At 39.7% G+C, this 26,078-nt stretch carries 24 protein-coding genes and 1 pseudogene; 16 read left to right on the top strand and 9 right to left on the bottom strand.

Going from position 1 to position 26,078, the window contains the following annotated elements; genetic code table 11:
• Nucleotides 1-718: 718 nt before the first annotated feature.
• The 4 genes from OTG27_RS23115 to OTG27_RS23105 form a co-directional block, all read right to left on the bottom strand.
• Nucleotides 719-1,318: an exonuclease domain-containing protein gene (locus tag OTG27_RS23115; RefSeq protein ID WP_268938265.1), complete on the bottom strand. Its 600-nt coding sequence runs from the start codon at nucleotides 1,316-1,318 to the stop codon at nucleotides 719-721.
• A 169-nt stretch (nucleotides 1,319-1,487) separates the two neighbouring features.
• Nucleotides 1,488-1,994, bottom strand: coding sequence for a tetratricopeptide repeat protein (locus tag OTG27_RS23110; protein ID WP_268938264.1), 507 nt, complete (start codon nucleotides 1,992-1,994; stop codon nucleotides 1,488-1,490).
• Nucleotides 1,958-2,329, bottom strand: coding sequence for a helix-turn-helix domain-containing protein (locus OTG27_RS26800; protein WP_374941285.1), 372 nt, complete (start codon nucleotides 2,327-2,329; stop codon nucleotides 1,958-1,960). Before OTG27_RS26800 ends, OTG27_RS23110 begins: the two co-directional genes overlap by 37 nt.
• 304 nt (nucleotides 2,330-2,633) lie before the next feature.
• Nucleotides 2,634-3,263, bottom strand: a complete 630-nt coding sequence (locus OTG27_RS23105) for a CAP domain-containing protein (protein ID WP_268938263.1) — start codon at nucleotides 3,261-3,263, stop codon at nucleotides 2,634-2,636.
• A gap of 761 nt (nucleotides 3,264-4,024) precedes the next feature.
• Between OTG27_RS23105 and OTG27_RS23100 the strand changes: the two genes are divergently transcribed.
• The 9 genes from OTG27_RS23100 (at nucleotide 4,025) to OTG27_RS23060 (ending at nucleotide 13,319) form a co-directional block, all read left to right on the top strand.
• Complete coding sequence (locus tag OTG27_RS23100; protein ID WP_268938262.1) at nucleotides 4,025-4,573, top strand: NAD(P)/FAD-dependent oxidoreductase; 549 nt, start codon at nucleotides 4,025-4,027, stop codon at nucleotides 4,571-4,573.
• 136 nt (nucleotides 4,574-4,709) lie between these two features.
• A complete protein-coding gene (locus OTG27_RS23095) occupies nucleotides 4,710-5,288 on the top strand; it encodes a GNAT family N-acetyltransferase (RefSeq protein ID WP_268938261.1) in 579 nt (192 codons plus the stop codon).
• Nucleotides 5,289-5,443: 155 nt separating this feature from the next.
• Nucleotides 5,444-5,878: a DMT family transporter gene (locus OTG27_RS23090; protein ID WP_098865135.1), complete on the top strand. Its 435-nt coding sequence runs from the start codon at nucleotides 5,444-5,446 to the stop codon at nucleotides 5,876-5,878.
• A gap of 685 nt (nucleotides 5,879-6,563) precedes the next feature.
• Nucleotides 6,564-8,198 carry a peptide ABC transporter substrate-binding protein gene (locus tag OTG27_RS23085; protein ID WP_268938260.1) on the top strand — a complete coding sequence of 545 codons (1,635 nt, stop codon included), beginning with the start codon at nucleotides 6,564-6,566 and terminating at the stop codon, nucleotides 8,196-8,198.
• 133 nt (nucleotides 8,199-8,331) lie between these two features.
• Nucleotides 8,332-9,261, top strand: coding sequence for an ABC transporter permease (locus OTG27_RS23080; protein WP_034311122.1), 930 nt, complete (start codon nucleotides 8,332-8,334; stop codon nucleotides 9,259-9,261).
• Nucleotides 9,261-10,190 carry an ABC transporter permease gene (locus OTG27_RS23075; RefSeq protein ID WP_057277522.1) on the top strand — a complete coding sequence of 310 codons (930 nt, stop codon included), beginning with the start codon at nucleotides 9,261-9,263 and terminating at the stop codon, nucleotides 10,188-10,190. The genes OTG27_RS23080 and OTG27_RS23075 overlap by 1 nt, the downstream gene beginning before the upstream one ends.
• A 49-nt stretch (nucleotides 10,191-10,239) precedes the next feature.
• Nucleotides 10,240-11,253: an ABC transporter ATP-binding protein gene (locus OTG27_RS23070; protein ID WP_057277523.1), complete on the top strand. Its 1,014-nt coding sequence runs from the start codon at nucleotides 10,240-10,242 to the stop codon at nucleotides 11,251-11,253.
• A 13-nt stretch (nucleotides 11,254-11,266) separates the two neighbouring features.
• Entirely contained in the window at nucleotides 11,267-12,259 is a 993-nt protein-coding gene (locus tag OTG27_RS23065) for an ABC transporter ATP-binding protein (protein WP_268938259.1), read from the top strand.
• A 205-nt stretch (nucleotides 12,260-12,464) separates the two neighbouring features.
• Entirely contained in the window at nucleotides 12,465-13,319 is an 855-nt protein-coding gene (locus OTG27_RS23060; RefSeq protein WP_197281826.1) for a crotonase/enoyl-CoA hydratase family protein, read from the top strand.
• A 222-nt stretch (nucleotides 13,320-13,541) separates the two neighbouring features.
• On the opposite strand, the gene OTG27_RS23055 is transcribed toward OTG27_RS23060, so the two are convergent.
• Together OTG27_RS23055 and OTG27_RS23050 are read right to left on the bottom strand one after the other, a co-directional pair.
• On the bottom strand, nucleotides 13,542-13,742 hold the full coding sequence (locus tag OTG27_RS23055; protein ID WP_029714163.1) for a cold-shock protein: 201 nt from the start codon (nucleotides 13,740-13,742) through the stop codon (nucleotides 13,542-13,544).
• Between the two features lie 184 nt (nucleotides 13,743-13,926).
• Nucleotides 13,927-14,883, bottom strand: a complete 957-nt coding sequence (locus tag OTG27_RS23050; protein WP_268938258.1) for a D-2-hydroxyacid dehydrogenase — start codon at nucleotides 14,881-14,883, stop codon at nucleotides 13,927-13,929.
• Nucleotides 14,884-15,005: 122 nt separating this feature from the next.
• Here OTG27_RS23050 and OTG27_RS23045 point away from each other — a divergent pair, with 122 nt between their 5' ends.
• The 5 genes from OTG27_RS23045 to OTG27_RS23025 all read left to right on the top strand — a co-directional run bounded on the left by OTG27_RS23045 (nucleotide 15,006) and on the right by OTG27_RS23025 (nucleotide 20,432).
• Nucleotides 15,006-15,554, top strand: coding sequence for a GNAT family N-acetyltransferase (locus tag OTG27_RS23045; RefSeq protein ID WP_057277525.1), 549 nt, complete (start codon nucleotides 15,006-15,008; stop codon nucleotides 15,552-15,554).
• A gap of 214 nt (nucleotides 15,555-15,768) precedes the next feature.
• A complete protein-coding gene (locus tag OTG27_RS23040; RefSeq protein WP_307730168.1) occupies nucleotides 15,769-17,226 on the top strand; it encodes a CoA-acylating methylmalonate-semialdehyde dehydrogenase in 1,458 nt (485 codons plus the stop codon).
• A gap of 71 nt (nucleotides 17,227-17,297) precedes the next feature.
• The gene (locus OTG27_RS23035; RefSeq protein ID WP_268938257.1) at nucleotides 17,298-18,638 is read left to right on the top strand and encodes an aspartate aminotransferase family protein; all 1,341 of its coding nucleotides are present in this window, start codon (nucleotides 17,298-17,300) and stop codon (nucleotides 18,636-18,638) included.
• A gap of 287 nt (nucleotides 18,639-18,925) precedes the next feature.
• Nucleotides 18,926-19,540, top strand: coding sequence for an NUDIX hydrolase (locus OTG27_RS23030; protein WP_268938256.1), 615 nt, complete (start codon nucleotides 18,926-18,928; stop codon nucleotides 19,538-19,540).
• Between the two features lie 94 nt (nucleotides 19,541-19,634).
• The gene (locus tag OTG27_RS23025) at nucleotides 19,635-20,432 is read left to right on the top strand and encodes an endonuclease I family protein (RefSeq protein WP_268938255.1); all 798 of its coding nucleotides are present in this window, start codon (nucleotides 19,635-19,637) and stop codon (nucleotides 20,430-20,432) included.
• Nucleotides 20,433-20,494: 62 nt separating this feature from the next.
• Here the strand turns inward: OTG27_RS23025 and OTG27_RS23020 are convergent, their stop codons facing one another.
• The 3 genes and pseudogenes from OTG27_RS23020 to OTG27_RS23010 form a co-directional block, all read right to left on the bottom strand.
• Entirely contained in the window at nucleotides 20,495-21,553 is a 1,059-nt protein-coding gene (locus tag OTG27_RS23020) for a lactonase family protein (RefSeq protein ID WP_268938254.1), read from the bottom strand.
• 143 nt (nucleotides 21,554-21,696) lie between these two features.
• A pseudogene (ade, locus tag OTG27_RS23015) lies at nucleotides 21,697-23,459 on the bottom strand (adenine deaminase).
• A 24-nt stretch (nucleotides 23,460-23,483) separates the two neighbouring features.
• The gene (locus OTG27_RS23010; RefSeq protein ID WP_095679507.1) at nucleotides 23,484-23,969 is read right to left on the bottom strand and encodes a nucleoside deaminase; all 486 of its coding nucleotides are present in this window, start codon (nucleotides 23,967-23,969) and stop codon (nucleotides 23,484-23,486) included.
• 214 nt (nucleotides 23,970-24,183) lie between these two features.
• Here OTG27_RS23010 and OTG27_RS23005 point away from each other — a divergent pair, with 214 nt between their 5' ends.
• Nucleotides 24,184-25,086 (top strand): AEC family transporter, encoded by a 903-nt coding sequence (locus tag OTG27_RS23005; RefSeq protein WP_268938253.1) that lies wholly within the window; start codon nucleotides 24,184-24,186, stop codon nucleotides 25,084-25,086.
• A 265-nt stretch (nucleotides 25,087-25,351) separates the two neighbouring features.
• Nucleotides 25,352-25,762: a hypothetical protein gene (locus OTG27_RS23000; RefSeq protein ID WP_268938252.1), complete on the top strand. Its 411-nt coding sequence runs from the start codon at nucleotides 25,352-25,354 to the stop codon at nucleotides 25,760-25,762.
• Nucleotides 25,763-26,078: the final 316 nt, after the last annotated feature.

Genomic DNA, 26,078 nt, shown 5'->3' with positions numbered 1-26,078 from the left:
TTCGAGGAAAACTAGTTTGTCTACAGTTTTTTTTTTAAAAAATCCAGTTGATTGAAGAAATCCGCTCCCTTTCCGCCGACTGTCTTCCAAGCCTCCTCGACGCAAGCGTCTGTGGGGTCTCGGCTAGCCAGTTGTTCGGCAGGAGTGTCGCAAATTTCTTCAATCTTGATAGATTTCACCCCATATAGTAAAGAGTAAAAAATTATGGAGTAGAACCAAGTCTCGTTTTAAAATAATGGTAATAATTTAAGATTTCGGATAATGCCGTTTCGGCTCCACTTTTGTCGACAACGGGGTTTCTATCTAAATTTTAAAACAAAGTTGATTGGAGCTTGCGTTCAAGACTCCTTGGAAAAGCGTGTACAAGGGAGACACTACAGACGTAAAAACCGCCCGCGGAAAGCGAGTGCCCTATGTTCCAAACAATGTTCAAATTTAAACCCCTCAAAATAACGTTCCTGTTGATTTCATCCAGATAAAAAAGTGAAAATACATGAAGGATAACTAAGTATCCTTTTATAATAAACTGAAACAGCGACCCGTCTGGGTCGCTGTTTTTTGATAAATATCAAGTAATAAGTGAAATTCAGGAAAATAAAAGGCTTCCTAAAATAAAAACCACCTTAAAGATATGCATTACTGTTCTCATGGAATGGGCCACGGTTTGTTTGTGACAAAACATTGGTGCACCATGACAATGAAGTAATTATTTAAACGGCTATACCCTTGTTTTTTGGGAAGCAGGTGCATATTTCTTCATTGGATTTTTTGCAATGACATCCTTCAAATAAGGATGGCCAGAAGGACCTGGTTTTCTCATAAGCTCCATTAGGTAAGATATATCGTCCATGGCCCTATGTGTTTGAAAATTGGTGATATTATGTGCCTGCAGTAATGTTAAGAGTTTACTATTCTCAAATCCATATTGCCTCCAAGGTACATTACGCATCGTACAGTACCACTTTTGATCATTGATTTCCGGATACATTTGGTAGAGAAAACTTCTATCGAAAGAAGCATTGTGTGCGAAAATCGAATCGGTACGGTCAATGAAGGTTTTAATTTTTTCATCATGAAAACTCTTTCCTTCTACGGAGCTGTATGGAATTCCATGAATTCTGTATGCTTGATCATAATTCCTTCTTGCTCCAAAGGAGAGAGGCTCCCTTAAAAATGATTCTTGATCAATAAGATTAATGATTTCCCCTGTTTCACCGCTGTATGTAAAGAGTATAAGGGCAAGCTCGATAATTTCATCTGAAGAGGGACGTAAACCAGTAGTTTCTACATCCAGTACTAAACCTAATCTATTAGTCAATTTTTTTTCCTCCAGTTGGGTTACATTCTTCTATTATAGCTGACATAGAATGGCTATTGAAAGCATTATGATCGTTTTAAAGGATTTGAAATATTGAAGGTAAGGGTGAACTAACGATACTAAAAAAAGATAGAGATTTTTAAGCAATCTCTATCTTTTTTATCCATGTTCATATGCAGTGCAAAATGTTTTCCATTTCATGTTCGGCAATTTGTACGAATTCTTCGTTTTTTTGAAGACTGAAAATGTTTTTGGATTGCTTTATATAGTGCAGTCCTTCTTCAGGTTGTTGCAGATGAAGCAGATTCTTACCAGTTAAAAGATGGAGTTCCGCATATAAATATAATGATTCTATCGAATTACAAATGTTGATCCCTTTAAGAGTATAATTTAATGATTCTTGATAATGATGAAGTTCAGTCAATGTTTGTGCTAATCCATGAATGATCTTCACGATAATGGTACCTTCTTGGTTCACATGGGGAATATTCTCGATAAATCCCAGTGCTTCATTGAAGATGGTGATGGCCTCTTCATAATTCTTCGTTTTAAAATGGATGATCTCGATACTATTTAAAACTTCTATCTCCTGTTGATGAAGAATGACCCGTTTACCCATGGTAATCTGCATGGCTTCATTCAATAATTCAATAGCCTTTTGTTTGTCATTGTACAAATAAAAAAAGAGATACCTTCATGCCATTTTAAGAATTGATAAAATGATATCGATTTTTCCGGTGCAGTTGCCATTTCTTTTTGAATGATTTCATAAATTGCTTCATAATTACGTGTGCGTTTGTATTTGTTAATCAAAAGTTTAATGGTTTCTATGTAATTATAAATCGGTTCATTTTTGGTAGTGAAGAAATACGGCAGGTCAACTTTAAGTTTATCCGCAAAAAGTGCCAATTCATCAATGGTTGGAGAAGTGATGCTTCTTTCATAATCTGACAGGGCATTAGGTTCACATATATCCTTAGCCAGTTCTTCTCGTGTAAGATTTTGTTTTATTCGTAATTCGTTGATAACAGAGCCAACCTCTGCAATTGCCCCTTTGTACCTATATCTAGAATTCTATTTTAACATAATTTAATTTTTATCAGTAAGATAATTGAAAGATAGTATGATATAACTACTTTACGTGTATTCCTTGGGTATCCATCCAACTAAAAAATAACGAAGAACGTTTTCTTATGGAAGCGATCGAACTGAAATTACGTCTTTTCGATATAAAGTGAGAAAGGTAATAGCAATCATTAGACTTGGAATATAAGAATAAATAAAAAGAGACGGCAATCTGCCGCCTCTGAAGCTTTTAATTTCCAATGAATTGTTGGGTCCAATAGTGGGCGTATTTCCCTCCAGTTACATGCCCGATTCCAATGTGCGTATAGTTCTTGTTGAGGATATTCGCCTTATGTCCGGGGCTGTTCATCCATGATTTCATGACAGCATCCGCACTAGGTTGACCTGCTGCGATATTTTCCCCTGCGTACTCGTAACTGATCCCAAAGGATTTCATCATATCGAAAGGCGATCCATAACTGGGGCTTGTATGATTGAAATAATTATTATCACGCATATCCTCAGATTTTAGAATGGCTACGTTGGAAATGGCTGTATCCATTTTAAGTGAAGGGAGGCCCGATTTTGCCCGTTCTTCATTAACTAAACTAAGGACCTGATGTTCAACTGATTGACTTTCTTTGCGATTAACCGTGGTATTGGATGATTCGGGAAGATTTATGATTTGTCCGATTCGAATTTGATTTGCATCGTTTATAGCAGAGTTCGATTTAAGTAATTCGTCAATGCTGACATCATATTCAGAAGCGATTTTCGTTAAGGTATCTCCTTCTGCCACCTCGTATGTATTCGCTCCCAAAGCAACTTTTGGAGATAGAAGTGATAGTGACAGTGCTGATAAAAGGATGATTTTCTTCATTTTAATTCCTCCTAGTAGAATATCTGGATTGGTAATATAGTATCCTATAAAAATAGTTTTGTGTAAAATTAGCTCATTCTCATTCTTTATAGGACTAGGAAAAAGGATAGTATAAGAATATACATAAAAAGGGTCCATATAACTTGGCAGATTATATGGTAAATGAAAATCCTAGGTCTATTTGATAAATTGGAATGCTGAATTTCTGGAAAAAAAGAATCATTTTACGTTTGCAGGCCATGTTTTTCAGGGAAATAATAAGTACATTAAAACGATATAGTTATATGGAACTAAAAAGGATGAAACTAATTAATTATCCCAAGGGTGGAGCTTGTATGGATTTAAAGGCAGGGAAAGTGTTTGGAAAGATACATTTAAAGCGAGAAAATATCCCATGTTGGAGGTAGACCTTCCATGTGATGTTTGTATAGAAGGAAGCGGTTCATGCACACTGTGCCTATTTTTTGACAGAGACTGGCCTAATTTTTTTCCTGATCGATAAAAGGGATGCAAGTGAAGGAAGTACGGTTGCGAACATTGGACTTTTACAGTTTTCAAATGAGTAGAAAAAGCTTGTACTATGCATCCAACCCCATGGATGTTTCTAAGCTTAAAGAGAATATAGGAATCTTAAAACCCGAAATTTCCCTGCTGAATATTATACTGAAAAAGAGATTAACCGGAAATTTTCGTTTTCGAAAGCAGGAGCGCTGGTTACAGATAATGATGCTGAAATCAATCCTTAGAAACATGTACATTTATTGATTGAAAAGGCAGTTTCGAAAGGCGTACGTGTCTATGCAAAAACAAAAATCAATGGAAAGATACTAACAGAGAATCAAACCCAGTTATTTACCGAAACGGGTCATACGGTACATGCACAGACGGTCATCTTCGCAACTGGTTATGAAGACCAAGAAGAAGTGAAGGATAAAAATGCAGTGATTCTCAGTTCATATGCCATAGCAACAAATCAAATAGCCGATCAAGCTCAATGGCATGATAATATGATGATTTGGGAAACGGCATGGCCTTATTTATATGCAAGAAAAACTCCTGGCAATCGAATTATCATTGGTGGCCTTGATGAATCGACCGGTTATCTGGAGAAAAGGGTTCCAATGATTTTGAACAATAGAGATAAAATAATAAAGCAGATTGTCAATCTGTTTCCAGAATTAGAGAATCGGATCTGGGCTGATTATTATTGGGGAGCTTTATTTTGTGAGATCGATGATGGCTTACCGACAATAGGAATGTATCCTGACCATCCTAATTCTACTTCTTATTGGGTTATGGCGGGAATGTGACGGTTTACAGTGTCAACCGTTCCCAAAATAATCAGGGATTAAGGCATTTTTCAAAAAGTATTGTCCATTAAGACAGGTATCTCTTCATCTTGAATAGAATTAAGTAGACAGCTGAATATACGGGAGGGATTCTTCGATGTGGTTTAAGGAATTGGAAACAAAAAGACTGCATTTAATCGAAATAGGTCACCATCATGCCGAGAGTCTGTTTGAAATCCTCTCTAAAGATGAAGTGACCAAATATGATGGGATAGAAAGTTTAACTCTAGTAGAAGATGCCCGCCGCTTAATCGACTCGTTTAAAAGTGCTTATATAAACAAACGAGGGATGCGGTGGGGGGTCATTCTAAAGGATTCAGGCAAGTTCATCGGTACTGTTGGCCTGCATCAATTGAGCCTATCCAACAAACGCACCGAAATAGGATATGAAATCCATCCTGAATATTGGAGGAAACACTTTACGTCTGAAGCTGTCAACGTAGTATTGCGCTATTGTTTTGAAGAATTGAGACTAAACAGAATCGCCGCTTTAACTTTCAAGGATAATATTGCATCGAGAAACCTTCTGAAGAAATTTGGATTCAAAGAGGAAGGCAGCCTCAGAAGTTATCTATTTCTTCGTGATCAGTACCATGATGCCCTGGTATTTTCCTTGTTGAGTACGGAGTATTGCCAGTTAAGGCAACAAAGTGTTCAGGAATCATATAGATTTTAGTTTGGTATAGAAGATTGCAGCTGGCCCAAAGTGCCAGTTTTTTTATTTGCAGATGATTTTATATCAGTAAAGGACAATATACATATTTTTCATGTTAAAATGGTATGCGAATTCATTAATCAGTCCGGATGGACATAAAAAGGAGCAAAATCACTGTGAAGATATTATTTCCGTTGCTCGCGGTCCTGGGCGGAATCACCATTGCCATACAAGGACAAATCAATGGTGGATTAGGAAAAAAAGTGGGGGTAATTGAAGCTTCCTTCATTTCGTTTGGAATCGGGACTCTCGCTTTATTATTTATTGTTTTGTTTGCGGGAAATGGAAATATTTCTGCCATCGCGTCTGTACCCAAATGGCAACTAACAGGCGGGCTGTTAGGGGCTATTTATGTCATTGTGATCGTATTGGTCGTGCCTCGGATTGGAGTGGCACCGGCATTGGTCGGGGTTATAGCAGGCCAGATAATTATTGGGGCAGTCATTGACCATTTCGGTTTATTCGGAGGCGTTCGCATCCCATTGGATGCGAAAAAGGTGGCAGGAATTTGTTTACTTTTCGTGTCATTATATTTGTTTAATCATAAATGAAGAAGGGGCACTTTTCAATGAAATGACGGGTACATATAGGGGAATATTTCTATTCCCCTATAGTTAATGTCTATTATTTGGAGATTGATTAAAGAGAACTAAATATTTTAATCAAGTAATGCATTATTCTGCTAAAATATATTATTTGAGAGGGGATGGTTTGCTAGGAAAGTTGTCTTAGTAATCAACTTGATGTGAATTATTAGAATATTGAGAAATAAATAGACAAGAGAACCTATATGAATACTGATTTAGAAGGGTTTGTAAAAACACCTGGAAGTCGGAAGTCCTTTTAGGTGATCATTTCTATTTACCTAGTATCTAGATCGAATTGATTAGCAATTAATTACTATATTGTGAAAAAGTACTCACCGGTTTATTGATTTTTTGGTTTATTCGTAATATACTTAAAATTCAACATCTTTAATTCGAGGTATAGTATCCTTGGCGAGGTGAAAAAAAGGTGATTTTATACCTAGTAAACTGCATTAATTGCTTTTTTTAGGTAGAAATTAAGATTTATGCAAACGGTTCGCTAATTGTTTTTGGTGAATTCCTGCAATGAATGTTTCTGCTTTTCCTCGCAATCATTATATGTACTATACGGAAGATTAATAGGTGTTAGAAGGATAATCTCTTAAATGGGAATATTCTAAGAAAGATTAAAGATGAGGGGGAATATTTTTTGAAAAAGTCTAAATTTTCAGTGCTTGCTCTTCTTATGGCCATGATGCTTATGCTTGCGGCATGCAACGGCGGTTCGAAGGAAACTTCGAATGAAAAAGAAGGGGGCTCGGGTGACTCATCCGGATTAAAAGTATTAAACGTAAACAATTCGAGTGAACCTGGTTCGCTTCACCCTGCAAATGCTCAAGGTACTCATGAATCATGGATCCTTGAACATACGTTCGAGGGGCTGACAAAGAAAACAGAGGAAGGCAAAATCGTCCCTGGTTCAGCAGAATCATGGGAAATCAGTGAAGATGGATTAACTTGGACATTCAAATTGAAAGATGGTTTGAAATGGTCAAATGGAGATCCGCTTACAGCCAATGACTTCGAATATGCTTGGAAATATGCTTTGAAACCGGAGACGGCCGCAGATTATGCTTACCAACTTTATTATCTTAAAGGCGGGGAAGCATACAACAGTAAGAAAGGGAAGGAAGAGGACGTAGGGGTTAAAGCGACAGACGAACATACATTAGTCGTTACTTTGGAACAGCCTACACCATATTTTCTTGACTTGACTTCTTTCTATACTTTCTATCCAATCAATAAAAAGGTTCAGGAAGAAAATCCAAAATGGGCTTTGGATGCAAAAACTCACGTTTCAAACGGGCCGTTCAAATTAACGGAATGGAAACATAAAGAAAGCCTGAAAATCGAAAAGAATGAAAATTACTACGATAAAGATAAAATCAAATTGGATGCGGTTAACTTTGCTCTAATTGAAGATGAAAATACAGCATGGCAAATGTATCAGAGTGGCGAATTGGACCTCGCTTATCCGCTACCAGTGGATATTCAAGGTCAAATGGTCAATTCTGATGATAAGGAATTCAAAATGGGCAAAGAACTTGCCGTTTACTATTACAACTTTAATACAGAAGTGAAACCTTTCAATAATGCAAAAGTAAGGAAAGCGCTTTCAATGGCTATCGAGCGTCAAAAAATCACCGAAAATGTTGCTCAAGGCGGACAAAAGCCTGCTTTCGGCGTAGTCCCTCCGGGTATTCCTGATGCATCTGGAGATTTCCAGGAAAATACAGGTAACCTATTTAAGGAAGATGTTAAAGAAGCTAAGAAATTGTTAAAAGAAGGACTTGCTGAAGAAGGCATGAAAGAATTACCTGAGTTTTCAATTTTGTATAACACTTTAGATTCACACAAGAAAATTGCTGAAGCGGTTCAAGGAATGTGGCGTGATAACCTGGGTGTTGAAGTGACACTTGAAAATGCGGAATTCCAAGTTAAGCTTGACCGTGAAAAAGCTGGTGACTTTGAAATTTCCCGTGCAGGATGGGTTGGTGACTATGTTGACCCGATGACATTCATGCTTTGGGAAACGGACGGCGCCTATAATGATGCAGGTTGGTCAAACAAAGAATATGATAATTTATTAAAAGAAGCAAAATCTACAATGGATCCAAAAGAACGCATGGATGCTTTGCATAAAGCAGAGAAAGTCATGATTGACGAAATGCCGATCCTTCCGGTTTACTTCTATACAAAACCATATATGGTTAAATCGAATGTTACTGGAGTTTATGCTCCAATTAACGCTTATCCGAACTTTATTTACGCGGATAAAAAATAATAGAAGGATAATAGTGAAATGGGAGGTATGTCCGATTAAGGACATACCCCATTTTTCAATTGCGAATTTGAATATTTCATGCATTCATTTCCGTTTTCAACTTCTTAGAAAATCGATGATTGGGGTGATTACCATGTTGAGATATACATTAAACCGTTTTAAATGGGCGATTATTACTTTATGGGCTGTTATTACATTAACGTTCATCATAATGCATACGATTCCGGGAAATCCATTTGCAAAAGAAGGAGCCATGCCTCCTGCTGTTTATGAAAACCTTCAAGTCCACTATGGATTGGACAAGCCGTTGTTGACCCAATATGGGAATTATTTATTGGAAGTCGTTCAATTTGATTTTGGTCCTTCATTGAAATCCTCATCCATTTCCGTGAATGATTACATTTTGAAGGGGTTTCCGGTGTCATTGCACTTAGGGGCACAAGCTTTGGTGATTGCCATCTTCTTTGGCCTCATTTTGGGTGTCGTGGCATCACTGAAAAGAAATAAATGGCCCGACTATTTATCAATGATCATTGCCATCGTAGGGATTTCCGTTCCTAACTTTATCCTGGCGACTATTTTAATCAATTACTTTGCAATTAAGTGGAATATATTTCCTGTTGCTACATGGGCGACATGGCAGCATACCATTTTACCATCCATTGCCCTTTCCATGATGCCGCTTGCTTTCATCGCGAGACTGATGCGGACAAGCATGCTTGAAGTAATGGGGCAGGATTACATTTTGACAGCAAAAGCCAAAGGATTGAAACGGAGCGGTGTCATAATCAAACATGCGATTCGGAATGCGTTATTGCCGATTATCACGGTTCTGGGCATCCTTACGGCTAATATCGTGACAGGAAGCTTCATCATTGAACGTATTTTTGGTATTCCTGGCATGGGAGATATGTTCGTAAAGGGAATATCCAACAGGGACTACCCGGTGATTCTTGGTTCCACAATTGTGTATAGTGCGGTGCTTATTTTATTGATATTCATCGTTGATATAGCCTATACGTTGATTGATCCTAGAATTAAAGTGACGGGGGAGAAGAAATAATGGCAGATAAAGTGCATTTAACCGAAGATATGTTCCAACCCGCCGACGGCAACTTTAAGGAAGCTGAAAAAATAGCAAGACCTACAGTTTCATATTGGTCTGACGTCTGGCGTCGATTTAAAGAAAATAAGCTGGCGATGACGGGGTTTATTCTTATAATCCTCTTGGTCTTGATGGCGATTTTTGGTCCGTACATTAACGGATATACTTATTATGGACAAGATTTCGATAAAAAGAATCTTAGCCCAAATAGCGAGCATTGGTTTGGAACGGATTCATCAGGTAGGGATCTATTTACGCGAGCTTGGTACGGTGCAAGGATATCCTTGTTCATTGGATTGATGGCAGCGCTGATCGACTTTTTAATTGGTGTCCTTTATGGCGGGATTTCTGCCATTCGCGGTGGACGCACGGATAATATCATGATGCGTTTCGCTGAGGTGATCTATGCGATTCCATACCTATTGATGGTTATCTTAATGATGGTCGTATTAAAACCTGGTATTCTGCCGATCATCATTGCGATGTCGATTACGGGGTGGATTCCGATGGCGCGACTGGTACGGGGCCAGGTTTTACAACTGAAAGAGAATGAATATATCCATGCTGCAACAATCTCTGGAGCCAATACGAGCTGGACTTTAAGAAAACACATGATTCCAAATACAATGGGACCGATCCTTGTCAATTTAACGTTGACTGTACCTACTGCCATTTTTGCCGAAGCTACACTTAGCTTTTTGGGACTGGGAGTTCCGGCACCTCAGGCAAGCTGGGGAACATTGACAAGTGATGCACTGGGAAGCATTCTGGTAGGGAATTTCTATCAACTGTTAATCCCGGCAATATTGATTTCCTTAACGATGTTCGCGTTCAATGTGGCTGGTGATGGATTGCAGGATGCCTTAGATCCAAAACTACGGAAATAAATGAGTCCTAACATAATGATTTGATATTACTAGAATAGGAGGGACGATGATGGAGAACCTATTAGAAGTCAACGATTTACAAATCACCTTCCATACTTATGCAGGTAAAGTGCAAGCGGTTCGCGGTGTGAACTTTGGCGTGAAAAAGGGGGAAGCCGTTGCGATTGTTGGGGAGTCCGGATGCGGCAAAAGTGTTACAGCGAAATCTATCATGAGATTATTGGAAACACCCCCGGCAGAGTATGGAAAAGGGTCGATAAACTTTGGCGGTAAAGACCTTCTTAAAATGAGTGAAAAGGAAATGCAGAAGATTCGCGGGAATGAAATCAGCATGATTTTCCAGGATCCGATGACTTCGCTCAATCCAACGACGAAAATCGGCAGCCAGATCATGGAAGGCATTTTAAAGCATAATAAAAATATGTCCCGAAATGATGCATACGAACGGGCGTTGGAAACACTGAAACTAGTAGGTATTCCACAGCCGGAAAAAAGGATGCAGCAATATCCGCATGAGTTTTCAGGTGGTATGCGCCAAAGGGCAATGATAGCGATGGCCCTTGCTTGTGAACCGAAATTACTGATTGCCGATGAACCTACAACTGCATTGGATGTAACGATACAAGCGCAAATTTTGGAACTGATGAAAGATATCCAACGAAGAATGGATACTTCCATCATTTTAATCACTCATGATTTAGGTGTGGTTGCGGAAACCTGTGAAAGGGTAGTCGTCATGTATGCAGGCAAGGTTGTGGAGACGGGTACGGTAGAGGCAATATTTTCAAACCCGCAGCATCCTTATACAAGAGGTTTGCTTAAAACGGTGCCGAGGCTGGATATGGAAAAAACGGCTCCGTTGGTTCCGATTATCGGATCACCACCTGATTTATTGGATCCGCCAAAAGGATGCCCATTTTACCCAAGATGTGAATCAGCAATGAAAGTGTGCAAAGACCATGATCCGGAGCTTGAAGTAGTGGAAGAAGGTCAGACAGCCGCATGCTGGCTGCACCATCCGATGGCCAAGGCAGCACAGGTACAGGCACCGACTAACGTATAAAGGAGGAGAACCAATGGTTTCACTGAAAAATAAGGCCGTAAAAGAAAAGACATACAACGAAAATTCTCCTCTTGTTGAAATAAAGAATCTGAAGAAGCATTTTCCTATCGGTTCTCAATCGCTGAAAGCGGTAGATGGTTTGGATCTCAAAATCTATCCAGGGGAAACTGTCGGTCTTGTTGGGGAAAGCGGTTGCGGTAAGTCGACTGCAGGTCGTACAATCACTCGATTATATGAACCGACAGATGGAGAAGTTCTTTTTCAGGGGAAAAATATTTTCGATTACAAACCTGGGGAAATGTCACATATCCGCCGTGAAATACAAATGATTTTCCAAGATCCTTACGCATCCTTGAACCCAAGGATGAAGGTGGAGGAATTGATTGGGGAACCACTTGCCATTCATGGGATAACAAAAGGTAAAGAGCGAAGAAAACGGGTGGAAGACCTGTTAAAGCTGGTTGGTTTAAGTCCGGAACATATCACTCGTTTTCCGCATGAATTCAGTGGTGGACAACGGCAGCGTATTGGAATTGCAAGGGCATTGGCATTAAATCCTAAATTCATCGTTTGTGATGAACCAATCTCTGCCTTGGATGTTTCGATACAGGCCCAAGTGGTCAACTTATTAAAAGAACTGCAAAAAGAAATGGGATTGACTTATTTATTCATCGCGCATGATTTATCGATGGTCAAGTATATTTCAGATCGCATTTTAGTCATGTACCTTGGAAGAATGATGGAACTTTCGGATAGCGATTCTTTAACGAAAGATCCGCTACACCCATACACACAGGCCTTGCTATCCGCAGTGCCGATACCAGACCCGACTATTAAACGGGAAAGGATCGTCCTTAAAGGCGATGTACCAAGTCCGATCAATCCGCCGAGCGGCTGTGTATTTCGTACGCGCTGCCCTAAGGCGATGGAGATATGCTCCAGTGCTGTACCTGAATGGAAAGAACAAAAACCAGGGCATTTCGTTGCTTGTCATTTATATTGGTAAACAAAAAAACCAGTTGCATTTGCGACTGGTCTTTTTTTACACATTTATGTAAAATATTTTTAGAATAGAAACGATTATCAAATTATTTATCAGCATGTCAAAATAAAAAACTAGGAATCTGAAATTAAAACATATAAAATGTAATTATATGTAAATATAAAATTCTGTTGAATGTTTCAATTTGTGAGAGAAGGAGGGACTGTTATTGTATTCCACGATAACTAGTGAGATCGTCGATCGTGTCATGATTGTTACTCTTAATCGTCCAGAGAGAATGAATGCTTTCAATGAAAAGATGTGTGAGGAGATGATTCGCGCTTTTAATGAAGCGGATGAAAATGATGACGTAAGAGCCGTCATATTAACTGGCGCTGGGGATGCTTTTTGTGCTGGAATGGATTTGGAAAAAGGTGCAGAAACGTTTATGGATCACACTCCTTTGGTTGAATATCGCGATGCAGGAGGAATGTTGTCATTACGGATTTTTGAGATGAAGAAACCTATGATAGCAGCCATTAATGGAGCGGCAGTCGGGATTGGGATAACAATGACTTTGCCCATGGACATTAGAATTGCTTCAACAGATGCAAAGATGGGTTTTGTATTTGCAAGGCGGGGGATAACGATGGAGGCATGCAGCGGCTGGTTTTTGCCTAGACTTGTCGGAATGGGCAAAGCTTCCGAATGGATTTTTACCGGCAGGATGATTACGGCCAGTGAAGCATATGAGGGAAGGCTGGTAAACAAGATCGTCGAGCCAGAAGAATTGATGTCTGCAGCAATGGAGATTGCGACAGACATTGCGGAAAATACATCTTCCGTCTCTGTGACGCTATCCCGGCAGTTAATGTGGTCCATGCTCGGTGCGAACCATCCTGTTGAATCACACAAAATAGAATCGAAAATGATTCATTGGACCGGAAAACAAGCTGATGCACTAGAAGGAATTGAAGCTTTTCTCGAAAAAAGGAAAGCCGATTTCAAAATGAAAAGCAGCACGGATATGCCTCCGTTTTATCCGTGGGGAACGGATCGAACATATGAAGCGGATAAGAAATGAATGAATGGTAAGGTCGATATCGAGGGCTTCGGAAGTGCTTGATAATTTTTACTTTTCGGATAAATTAGGGTTTCTTTTCTTAGTGTGTTATACTAGGTTTACCATTTACTAAACTTGTTTCATGTTCCCTATTCCCTGTGAATAGGGTTTTTTTTATGATTGTTTTTTTGATCAAAAAAAACAGACCCTACAAGTAGGGTCCGTTATATATTGTATTTAAAATTATGCTTTTTGAACGTTAGTAGCTTGGGGTCCACGTTGACCTTGCTCAACTTCAAAAGTAACTTCTTGACCTTCGTCTAATGATTTGAATCCTTCGCTTTGGATAGCTGAGAAATGTACGAATACATCGTCTCCGTTTTCGCGTTCGATGAAGCCAAATCCTTTTTCTGCGTTAAACCATTTTACTTTACCTTGTTCCATTGTTGTTGCCTCCTAGTGTGAATCCACACATTGTGTTACTACCCTTGCTCAATCATTAGACGAAAAGTTTTTCACTTATCAATCTTCCCGAACAAAAATAATTCTTTTTAAATATAACAGATAATGTCGGAATCTGCAAGCTAACAAGGAAAGATTATTAATGTATACAGAAAATGAACAATTCTTAATACCCTTTTTTGTAATCAAGTAAATTTGTTGAAGGTGTTTTACCATTTAGATAGTCCTTTAAATTCGGCATGAAAATTTCCTGAATTAGCCTTTGGTCGTAAAATTCCGTATTTCCGGATGTGTGCGGCGTGATGATTACGTTGTTCAACTCCCATAAAGGGCTATTCTCAGGAAGTGGCTCCGTTTCAAACACATCAAGACCAGCACCTGCAATATCTTTGTCCTTAAGCGCTTGAATCAATTCGTTTTGAATGACCAGGTTTCCCCTTCCTATATTAATGAAAAATGCGGAGCGCTTCATTAACTTGAATTCGTTTTTACCGAACATATTCCTTGTTTCTGGGGTCAATGGTAATGTCACGACAATATAATCACACCTAGGAAGAAGATCAATCAATTGTTTTTGTGTGAACATATCATCTACGAATTCTTCTGATTTACCGGAATGGCGCATCCCTAATACGGTCATGCCAAAAGCCTTGGCAATTTTTGCGGTTTCCTTTCCGATTTTCCCGACACCGATGATTCCGATGGTCTTTTCATGAATTTCCTGCTTCATATGTGCGTGATGCCAGGTCCTTGTCTGCTGTTGCTTAATATATGTATCTACTTTTCTTGTTAAGGCAAGCATTAACGCGAAAATTGTCTCTGAAATGGGATACGCATGAACGCCGTTTGCAGTTGTAATCTGAACATTCTTTTGTTCTAAATTGTCCAGGGGTAAAGCATTCACTCCTGCACTCCATGTCTGGATCCATTTAACATCGCTTGCAGCAATCGATACAGACATTTCCGCTTTCCAGCCTGCGATGACCTCTGCATCGGCAATATGATCTCTCCATTTTTCCGGGGATCTCCCAGTGATAACAGTCCACTCGGGAATCAATTCTTGGATCTTCTGTAATAAGATTTCATTCAAATTTTGGCTTATTATGAGTTTTCTTTTTGTCATAATTATCCTCCAGGATATTTTTTTCTGAATTATACGTAAGTTTCGATAATATTTCAATTGGGAAGGGCGATTGCTTACCAATCTTGCTATAATACTAATATTCAATGGAATGGGGTGTAATCATGAACGTGAAAGAGATATATGGACAGCTGCCTGCCCTGGAATCAAAACGATTGATCATGAGGAAAGTCACCATGAATGATGCCGAAGATATGTTCGCTTATGCATCCAACAATGAAGTTTCCCGTTACGTCACATGGGAAGCCCATCGTTCCCTAAGTGATACAAAAGATTTTATCCGATTTATACTTCAAAATTATGAGGATAAGAAAATCGCTCCATGGGGCATAGAACACAAGGAAAGCGGTAAGCTGATAGGTACCATTGATTTTGTTTCATGGCAGGTTGACCATCATCGTGCGGAAATAGGGTATGTGCTTGCACCGGAATATTGGGGGAGTGGCTTGATGACGGAGGCAGCCCAAAAGATAATCGCCTTTGGCTTCGAAAATATGAATCTAGTTCGAATACAAGCAAGGTGCTTCGTTGAAAATTCAGGTTCAGAGCGAGTCATGCAAAAGGCTGGTATGTCTTTTGAGGGAATCATCAGAAAAGGAATGTTCGTCAAGGGGAAGCATCAAGATCTAAAGCTATATTCCATTATAAAATGATGGCCGCGTAGTCAGCAGATTAAAGGGGATAGTATAAGAAAAATATACATCGTTTGCGAAATCGCGAACGATGTTGTTGATTATGGTGGAAAGCCAGAAACAAACAATATGTGCAAATATTGAATCAAAAACTATACAAAACGTCTAATGTAAAAAGTCGTTTTGAAAAATATAATGAAACTATGAAATCGTGTTGAAATGGAGGGTTTATTTAATGACAGTTATCAATGAAGTAGAAACGTTGAAAAATTATATCGGTGGCAAATGGGTTGATTCCACAACTTCGAAACATGAACAAGTGCCTAACCCGGCAACAGGAGAAGCATTGGCAATCGTACCCCTTTCAACAAAGGAAGATGTAAACCAAGCGGTGGAGGTTGCTAAAAAGGCGTATAAAGAATGGAAAAAGGTCGCCGTTCCAAAAAGAGCTCGCTTCTTATTCCGTTACCAGCAATTACTGATTGAACACTGGGATGAGCTTGCAAAGCTGGTCACTATCGAAAACGGAAAAAGCTATACAGAAGCATATGGTGAGGTTCAGCGCGGGATTGAATGCGTGGAGTTCGCAGCAGGTGCCCCTACCTTGATGATGGGAAGTCAGCTTCCTGATATTTCCCCAGGCATTGAATCTGGCATGTATCGTTATCCAATGGGTGTCGTTGCCGGGATTACGCCGTTTAATTTCCCGATGATGGTGCCATGTTGGATGTTCCCGCTGGCAATAGCTTGTGGAAATACGTTTATCTTAAAACCTTCAGAACGGACACCGCTTTTGGCTAACCGTCTCGTGGAATTATTGACAGAAGCCGGTGTTCCGGATGGTGTTGTCAATATTGTCCATGGTGCCCACGATGTCGTGAATGGGATTTTGGAACATGAAGACATTAAAGCGCTATCATTTGTGGGATCCCAGCCTGTCGCAGAGTATGTATACAAAACGGCAGCTGCCAATAAAAAACGTGTCCAGGCTTTGTCGGGTGCGAAAAATCATTCGATCGTCATGCCTGATGCAGATTTGGATAATGCCGTAACGAACATAACGAATGCAGCTTTCGGATCTGCAGGCGAGCGCTGCATGGCTGCGTCAGTGGTTGTTGCGGTGGGAGAAGTGGGAGATACGCTCGTTGAGAAATTAAAGACTGCAGCGGATAACATCAAGATTGGAAATGGAATGGATAAGGACGTTTTCCTGGGACCTGTAATCCGTGATACTCATAAAAAAAGAACAGAACAATATATTGAAATCGGGGAAAAAGAAGGAGCTGTCCTCCTTCGTGATGGCAGGAATGAAGGCGATCAGGAAAAAGGCTATTACGTTGGACCGACATTATTTGATCATGTAAAAACAAACATGAAAATATGGAGTGATGAAATTTTTGCTCCTGTCTTATCCATAGTACGAGTTAATACTCTTGAAGAAGCAATTGAATTGACCAATCAATCCGAATTTGCCAATGGTGCCTGCCTCTATACGGATAGTGCAAAAGCCATCCGGGAATTTCGCGAAGAAATTGATGCAGGGATGCTTGGCATTAACCTTGGGGTACCCGCGCCAATGGCATTCTTTCCATTTTCCGGATATAAAAGTTCGTTTTATGGGGACCTTCATGCCAATGGGAAAGACGGCGTGGAATTTTACACGAGAAAGAAAATGTTAACGGCAAGATACTGATAGGAAAAAGGGGGTCGGCGCAATTTGTGGTCGGCCTTCCTTTATACATTATTTTAGGAGGAGTGTAGCTTATGCAGGTTGAAAAACAGGGTCAGGATCTTAAAGCGATGGATGGTAAATATGTGTGGCATCATATGAAAGGGGCTGAACCCACCCCTGGTGCAATGGTGATTAAAAACGGGCAAGGAGCATGGATTACGGATGTTGATGGGAATCGCTTCCTGGATGGGATGTCTGGTTTATGGTGTGTTAATGTCGGTTATGGCCGCACGGAACTGGCTGAAGCAGCTTACGAGCAGCTGAAGGAACTTCCATATGCCCCTTTAACGAATAGCCACATCCCGGCTATTAAGCTAGCGGAGAAATTAAATGAATGGCTTGGTGGGGATTATGTGATTTTCTTCTCTAACAGCGGTTCAGAAGCCAATGAGGCGGCCTTTAAAATTGCGCGGCAGTATCATCAGCAAAAGGGTGAACATGGACGCTATAAATTCATTTCGCGTTATCGGGGCTATCATGGCAATTCAATGGGAGCCCTGTCAGCTACCGGGCAGGCACAGCGAAAATATAAATACGAACCTCTCGCCCCAGGGTTTCTTCATGTATCACCGCCAGATTCTTACCGAAATCCAGAGGATGAAAGCGGTGAAAAAAGTGCAGCGGAAATTGAAAATACCATTACATGGGAGCTGAGCGAAACGGTGGCTGCGGTCATCATGGAACCAATCATCACCGGGGGCGGAATTTTGATGCCGCCCGATGGCTATATGAAACGTGTCAAAGAAATTTGTGAGAAAAATGGTGTCCTTCTCATTTCGGATGAGGTCATTTGCGGGTTCGGCCGAACTGGTAAGAAGTTCGGATTTATGAACTATGATGTAAAACCAGACATCATAACAATGGCTAAAGGAATCACGAGCGCTTATTTGCCATTATCAGCTACAGCAGTCAAACGTGAAATTTATGAAGCGTATATTGGCTCAGACGTTTATGACCGCTTTCGGCATGTAAATACATTTGGCGGCAATCCTGCTGCCTGTGCTGTCGCTTTGAAGAATATTGAAATATATGAAAATGAAAAACTAATTGAACGGTCCAAGGAGTTAGGGCTACGCTTTCTGCAAGAGTTTGAAGAAATCAAATCTCATCCCAATGTTGGGGATGTACGCGGGAAAGGTTTGTTGGTAGGCATCGAACTAGTGGAAGATAAACTGACAAAACAGCCGATCGAAATTTCCAAAATCAATAAAGTCATTGCTTCATGCAAAGAAAAGGGGCTGATCATAGGGAAAAATGGCGATACAGTAGCAGGTTTCAACAATATCCTGACTCTTGCTCCCCCGCTTAGTATAACTGAAGAGGATTTCGCATTCATCATAGCGACGGTAAAGCGAACGTTAGCTGAACTATGAAAATAAAATGAAAAAACTGAATATTCAACAATTTCATGCATGTGCCTGTTGATACACATAACTTGCTTTTAAAATGAGGCTGATACGTCAGTTTAAGCGCCGTTCGGAACTTTGAACGGTGCTTTTGTCTATGATCAAGGAAGAATAAGAGGTAAAGGAATCTAATAGAAATTATAGGCGATATTTTGGAATCGTTTTCCTTGCTTAGTTATAGCGGATGTTCGAAAATGGAATGATAAGGAGTAGTGATAGAATATCTATATTATCCGGCAGAAGAGGTGAGGGACATGAATAATGAAGATATAACAAAAAAATTAACATTACATATCCCTGAAATTTTAGGGAGTGGGAATTTTTCAAAGTATGCAGTATTGGTACCGCTTATAGAGAAAGAAGATGGAATTCATGTTCTTTTCGAAGAGCGTTCGCACAAACTGAGGAGGCAGCCGGGGGATATATGTTTTCCGGGCGGGAAAATAGACAAGCTGGATCAAGATGAACAGGCTGCTGCCCTAAGGGAAACATATGAGGAGCTTAATTTGCGAAAAGAAGATATCGAAAACGTCTTTCCGATCGATTATTTGGTATCTCCATTCGGGATGATTGTCTATCCTTATGCAGGATTTGTTCGTAACCATCAACGGATAATACCTAATCCAGCTGAGGTAGAAACCATTTTTACGGTCCCGCTTTCCTTTTTCATGGAAAAACCGCCAGAAGTTTATCATGTGGAATATAAAGTGGAACCGCATGCAAACTTCCCCCATGATTTAGTCGTTGGCGGGGAGAATTATAAATGGCAGCCAAAACAGATGGAAGAGTATTTTTACTTATATAATGGTCGGGTAATCTGGGGAATGACAGCGAAAATCCTTACCCATTTTATTGAAATTCTTCGTTAGACCCTTCTAAAGCACCTTTTTTTTTCGGTCTATTTCTATTAAGCTTTAATTATGGTAAAAGTTAGGTTTTTAATAGAAGCGGGGGGATGAGTGGATGAAGTATAGTTTTGAAGTACTTGAAAAAGAACGGGAAATGGCAATGGCTGCACTAGCCAACTTCAATGAAAACCGCGAATACTATGATGAAACAAAAGATAAGGAACTTAAGCTAGCATACTACAAAGATGGTTCCTTGGACCGGGAAGGATTGAAGGACCTACTTGTGGCAACCCATAAAAACCAGCTGAACTACTCACCGCATCGTCATGTTTACCCATGGGTGGACTTACAGGAAAATGGCCAGCTGAAAAGTCTGTATTCCGGTAAAGGGATGGATCCTGCACAAGTGATTGAGGAAGATATCCGTATACTGGAAGTATTGTCAAGAGGTATTGAATCAACAAATTCGGAGAATATTCTCGTTAATTGTGAACATGTAGTACCTCAATCATGGTTCGATAAAAAAGAACCGATGAGGGGGGATTTGCATCATCTGTTTGCCTGTGAACCAACGTGTAATAGCAGCCGGAGTAACTATCCATACCATGATTTTGAGGATTATATCCCTGAAAGATCGGCTGCCGGTATAAAAGCGGGTTGCGGGAAATCAGACGAAAGTAAATTCGAGCCCGAATACGGAAAAGGGATCGTGGCGAGGGCAACTTTGTATTTTTTACTCAGATATGAGGGAATCATCGATAGCGGCAATATCGATCTTTCACTGCTTTTGGAATGGCATCGGCTTTTTCCCGTCAGCACTTATGAAAAACATAGAAACCTCGCTATACATGAAATGCAGGGTAATCGTAACCCGTATATAGATTTTCCCGAAATGGCAGAGAATTGGAATTAAAGTAGGGCATAAAAAAGAGGATTGAAGCTGCAGTGAAAGCTTCAATCCTCTTTTATTATGGATTATAAGAATTTTACGCAAACAGGGAAGGGAACTTGAACATCCTTTTGCAATAATATTAATTTTCCGTCATGTTCATTCCGGGCATATAGTGTCAAGTTTCCTGATTGTTCATTAGAAGCGATCAGAAATTTTCCGCTAGGGTCCAATGAAAAATCACGCGGCCAATGTCCTTCGGTGGAAACCAGCTGCACGAATGCCAGTTTGCCTGTTTCTTCATTGATTTCGTAAACGGCAATACTATCATGTCCGCGGTTTGCGGCATATATGAATCGCCCGTCATCAGAAATATGAATGGCGCTTCCTTGGTTATTTTCCTTGAAATCTTCCGGGACGGTCCGTACCGTTTGCAATTCAGAAAAACTACCGGTTTGACTATCGAAGCTCAAAACAATCACTTCTGGTACAAGTTCTGCCATGACATACGCAAATTTACCGTTTGGGTGGAAGGTCAGATGCCGTGGTCCGCTGCCGGGAGCAACAGATAAGCTGTTTACTTCTTCCAAAACCCCATTATGTATTTTATAGGTTATTACTTTATCTATTCCGAGGTCGACAACAGCAATGAACCTTTCATCCGGCGTGAAACCAGCGAAGTGAGTGTGTGCTTTTTCCTGACGTTCTTCATTCGGTCCATGCCCTTCATGTTCAACAGTTGATGATACAGGCAAAGGTGTCGCATCGTCATTAAGCGGAAATGATTCAATCACGCCTTCTCCATAACTGGAAGTGACCAAAACCTGTTTCTTGCTGTCGACACTTATATGGCAGGAAGAGCCATTTGGTGTAAGTTGTTTGCCTAAGAAGGTAAGCTCACCTGAATCTTCATTAATCGAATAGGCTGAAACCCCACCGCTGCCCGCTTCTTTTAAAATGGCGTAGAGATTCTTCTTGTCCTGGCTGATGGCGACATAAGTCGGATCGGTCAATTCTGCTGCAAGTACCGGTGTACTGAGCTTTCCTTCTGCTGTATCTAAAGTAAATCGGTAAATACCTTCGCTGTTTCCTTTTGTGTAAGTGCCTATGTATCCAATGATGTTCTGTTGATCATGTTTTGCCATATTTATCTCCTCCAAGAAAGAATTGTGTTTATTTTTATTTTAACATAGATGATGCGCATATATCCTTTTCCCATTTTATGTTGAGTCGGAACCTTTTCTTTTAGAATTTTTTTGGGTGATATGAAAAAAACCCGCCTAGCGGGTTAATTTAAATCGACTGGCTTTGAAGCTTCGATGGGTATATGCCTAAACTCAGAAACGGAAAATAAACCCTGATCCGTCAGTTTGATTTCAGGGATGACTGGTAGCGCCAAGAAGGCAAGTGTAAGAAAAGGGTTGAAATGCCTGTTAGCACCGAGTTTCAATAAGGTTTCATCGATGTGCTTCAATGAATGGACCACATCCATATAATTGCATTCACTCATCAATCCAGCTATTGGAAGGGGAAGGGAAGCTAGTATTTCCCCATTTTGGATTACAGTCAATCCACCTTGCATTTTTTTGATTTCCTTAGCTGCCAGAAGCATATCCTGGTCATTCGTTCCGGCAATGATCAAATTATGTGAATCATGGGCTACTGTCGTGGCAATGGCTCCTGATTTCAACCCGAGCCCTTTGACGATTCCCAGACCCACTTGTTTGGTCATATGATGCCGTTCAATAACAGCAAGTTTTAGATGATCAACATGTTCGGAGAACTGAAATAGACCATCATGATTAAGTGTGACCGGTTCAATCGAATGCTTTGTAATCAAGCTGTTTGGAGTTATCTCAATAATATTAGCGAACTCATTTTTAAAGGTATCGCGAAATCATCTCCGGTTATTTCATGAAATTGAACAGAGTGCTTCAACCCGTCGGTAATAACCTGTTTCTCATCAGCTGGATAGTTAAGCAATCGATTATTTTGTACCATAAGCTTTCCATCTTTGAAGACCGAATGGAGGTTGACTGAATCAAGATCATCCAGTAGTAGGAAGTCGGCCTTGTATCCAGGTGCAATTGCACCATGTTCCTTTAATCCAAAGCATTCTGCTGCATTAATGGTCGCCATTTGAATGGCGGTAATTGGCGGGACACCTGTTTCTATGGAAAGTCGAACGTTGTGATCGATACTTCCTTCAGAAACTATATCATCCAGGTGCCGGTCATCGGTGACGAATAAACAACGGCGGGAGTTCTTCTCATTAATAACTGGAATCAGGTTAATTAAGTCTTTGGCGACGGTGCCTTCCCTGATCATAAGATACATTCCTTTACGCAGTCTTTCTTTTGCCTCTTCCGCTGTAGTGCATTCATGATCTGTTTTAATGCCTGCACTTAGATAAACATCGAGCTGTTGTTGGGATAAGCCAGCTGCATGACCATCGATGCTTTTGCCCAGTCTGTTTGCATCGTATATTTTTTGCAGCATATCTTCATCTGTATGTGAAACGGCAGGGAAATTCATTACTTCGGCTAAACCAAGCACTCTCGGGTTTTGATAAAAGGAAATTAAATCTTCACTTCTTAAGACAGCACCAGAATGTTCAAACTCCGTAGCAGGTACACAAGAGGGCATCATGAAGTAAAAATCAAAAGGAAGTTGATCGGATTGTTCAATCATATATTCCATGCCCTTTTTGCCAGAAACATTGGCAATTTCATGAGGATCTGCAACGATGCAGGTCACACCATGTAAAAGGAGGATTTTTGCAAGTTCATAAGGCCTGACCATCGATGATTCTATATGAACATGGCCATCAATGAAGGAAGGGCATATGAATTTTCCTGAAGCTTCGATTTCCGAAGTGCCCTCATAATGCCCAATTCCAGCAAAATAACCATCGGCGATCGCAATGTCGCCAGTATAGATATCACCATTGAATACATCTATGATTTGCCCGTTCTTAATGACGCAATCTGCAGGTGTTCTTCCTGATGCAACGTCAATTCTCCTTTTAAGCAAGTTTTTTTTCATATTCATAACCCCTTTGGCCATAAAAACCAGTTAATATTTCACTTTTTCCGTATTGGTTTCCCATGTTCGGAATGGTAAATCATGGTCATTAAAAGACAATTGTTTCATTTTAATTGTGCGGTTTTCCATTGGCAGGGCAAGTTCTTGGTAGATAAAGTGATCATCAAAGCCAATAACTGCAGCGTCTTCTTTAGTGCATGCGTAATAAATGGCTTTTGGACGTGCCCAATAAATAGCACCTATGCACATGGGGCATGGTTCGCAGCTAGTGTAAATTTCACAATCTGTAAGCTGGAAGCTGTCGAGATTCCTGCATGCATCACGAATCGCCTGTACCTCGGCGTGAGCAGTTGGATCGTTGGCCGTTGTCACATTATTACATCCTCTGCCCACGACTTTGCCATCTTTTACGATTATAGCACCAAAAGGACCTCCGTTCTTAGCCAGTACATTTTCATTTGCAAGCCGAACTGCCATTTCCATGAATTTTACATCCACTAAAAAACACCCCTTCATATATTAATAACCAAAAAGTGTTAATGTTACGTTTTTTAACGTAAATATAATAAACAATATACCATATGTCTGGGGAAACAGAATATCGTTTTCTGAAAATAGAGAAAAGTCAATTTTATGACGTGCAATCAAAAGGATTTAAAAGAATTTTTACAAATAATTATAAAACTGATATTGTTAGAAGAAAATCATTAGAATTATGAAGGTGATATGCATGGGTTTTTTGGGAGTTCTATTACCGATATTCGGTATATTTGTTTTAGGTTTCATTGGTCAGAAAAAGTTTAATCTTGATACAAAATCGATTTCCACGATGGCATTATATTTAATGTCACCTTTTCTCGTGTTCCGGACTTTTTATTCCGCAGAATTTACGATTAATTATTTTTACCTGTTCTTATTCACGATAGTACTTTGCCTTTCTCTCATACTTGTAGTCTACATTATATCTTTTTTTCGCAATTATACAGTCACTGAAACAAGCGGCATGATATTGGCATCGGCATTCATGAATAACGGGAATTACGGTACACCCGTCATTTTCCTGTTATTCGGTGCCGCAGGACTCGATTATGCAATCATCCTTATGGTGGGACAGCAGTTAGTGATGTGCACGATCGGCATTTATTTTGCAGCAAAGGGCAGTCCTGAAGGAAACGGAGTTCAAACAGCAATTAAAGCGGTATGTCGAATGCCAATTGTATATGGAGCTATTGCAGGAACAGCCTTTCAGTTCGTGAACATACCTTTAAGCAGTTCGGTTATGGAAGCTATTAATCTTGTTGCAAACGCAGCGATCCCAACAATCATGATTACACTGGGAATGCAGCTGGCCAACATTTCCCTGAAAAAAATTGCCTATCGAAAGCTATCAGTTTCGCTACTCCTTAAACTTGCCGTTTCACCAGCAATTGCCTTCCTGTTATCACTTGCCTTGCCAGTGGGTGAAATGGTCAGGCATATCATGATCATCGTAGCTGCCATGCCAACGGCGGCCAACACTACAATGTATGCGCTCCAATTCAATACGGAGCCTGAATTCGTTTCAAGTGCTACATTCATCAGTACATCATTAAGCCTGATTACGCTTCCCATCATCTTTTTCTTTGTATTATAGAAGATTATGATTCTAATTATGTGGGCAAACTTATTTTAAACACGAATCGGACGTTTCCTATCCAATAAACGAGATCCGGCCTAATTATAGGCCTTGCCCTTGATGACCAAATCTTGGGCTGGGTACCCATCGCGGTACATGAACTTATGGCCTTTATTTAAGTGTTGATGAAAAAATGATTTCAACAATTTCATTTTAATACTAAAGAGTAGCTTATTAAACGGCGTTTGATATTTTAATGCCAGTATTTGATTGGAGGGGTTTTGTGTTCCAGACTAAAATTAAATTGATTAATCCTGGAAAGATTGATGCCATACTAAAGGAAATCGTCCTGAAAACCTTTGAAGAAGCACTGGAAGAAAAACTCTTGCTATGCATGGAGTGCGGAGATGTCGATTTTTATATCGCGTATTCAAATAATGAGAAAATTCAAGATGCGATTAATGAAAACTTTGAAATTGATGAATGTGGTGAAATCATAAAAATAGATGAACATCAGGAACTTATGGATGATTTATACGATTATTTCTTGATCATACATAAGGAAAGTGATTTGTTTGATTTTTTTCCAGTAGGTCCATATACCCACAATGGGGAAATTCATGAATCAGATACGGATATGCTGGCGCCAAGGGGTTTGTATTCAGCTCCATTTGAAGATGCGATAAAGGAATAATACGAAAAGACAGCAAATGCTGTCTTTTCGTATTATTAAAAGCGTATTCAGCTTTCGGGAAATAAATAATTTTTTATAATAAGAGGGAATTTTCCCGAGGGGGAATAAGTTAAAATTTAACATTTATATGGAATATAGCAATAATATCATGAAATATGATAACGTTTTTAACAATTTAAAGTTTATATGGTAATTTTAAGAAATATTATATATAATAAAAAGTGTGAATATTGAATATATTATTTAAATTACTAGTTTAAAATAATAATAAAAATGCTCGCTTCCCTAACACTATCAAAATATTGGGAAATAATAT

This window comes from Peribacillus sp. AS_2, assembly GCF_026891895.1.
Taxonomy (GTDB): domain Bacteria; phylum Bacillota; class Bacilli; order Bacillales; family DSM-1321; genus Peribacillus; species Peribacillus frigoritolerans.
This window is presented reverse-complemented; position numbering and strand designations above follow the sequence as displayed.

Coding starts and splice junctions, on each gene's coding strand:
- OTG27_RS23070 (WP_057277523.1), top strand. CDS start 10,240: ATGGAGAACCTATTAGAAGTCAACGATTTACAAATCACCTTCCATACT.
- OTG27_RS23095 (WP_268938261.1), top strand. CDS start 4,710: ATGTGGTTTAAGGAATTGGAAACAAAAAGACTGCATTTAATCGAAATA.
- OTG27_RS23050 (WP_268938258.1), bottom strand. CDS start 14,883: ATGACAAAAAGAAAACTCATAATAAGCCAAAATTTGAATGAAATCTTA.
- OTG27_RS23035 (WP_268938257.1), top strand. CDS start 17,298: ATGCAGGTTGAAAAACAGGGTCAGGATCTTAAAGCGATGGATGGTAAA.
- OTG27_RS23025 (WP_268938255.1), top strand. CDS start 19,635: ATGAAGTATAGTTTTGAAGTACTTGAAAAAGAACGGGAAATGGCAATG.
- OTG27_RS23105 (WP_268938263.1), bottom strand. CDS start 3,263: ATGAAGAAAATCATCCTTTTATCAGCACTGTCACTATCACTTCTATCT.
- OTG27_RS23065 (WP_268938259.1), top strand. CDS start 11,267: ATGGTTTCACTGAAAAATAAGGCCGTAAAAGAAAAGACATACAACGAA.
- OTG27_RS23045 (WP_057277525.1), top strand. CDS start 15,006: ATGAACGTGAAAGAGATATATGGACAGCTGCCTGCCCTGGAATCAAAA.
- OTG27_RS23020 (WP_268938254.1), bottom strand. CDS start 21,553: ATGGCAAAACATGATCAACAGAACATCATTGGATACATAGGCACTTAC.
- OTG27_RS23040 (WP_307730168.1), top strand. CDS start 15,769: ATGACAGTTATCAATGAAGTAGAAACGTTGAAAAATTATATCGGTGGC.
- OTG27_RS23030 (WP_268938256.1), top strand. CDS start 18,926: ATGAATAATGAAGATATAACAAAAAAATTAACATTACATATCCCTGAA.
- OTG27_RS23005 (WP_268938253.1), top strand. CDS start 24,184: ATGGGTTTTTTGGGAGTTCTATTACCGATATTCGGTATATTTGTTTTA.
- OTG27_RS23010 (WP_095679507.1), bottom strand. CDS start 23,969: ATGAAGGGGTGTTTTTTAGTGGATGTAAAATTCATGGAAATGGCAGTT.
- OTG27_RS23080 (WP_034311122.1), top strand. CDS start 8,332: ATGTTGAGATATACATTAAACCGTTTTAAATGGGCGATTATTACTTTA.
- OTG27_RS23055 (WP_029714163.1), bottom strand. CDS start 13,742: ATGGAACAAGGTAAAGTAAAATGGTTTAACGCAGAAAAAGGATTTGGC.
- OTG27_RS23075 (WP_057277522.1), top strand. CDS start 9,261: ATGGCAGATAAAGTGCATTTAACCGAAGATATGTTCCAACCCGCCGAC.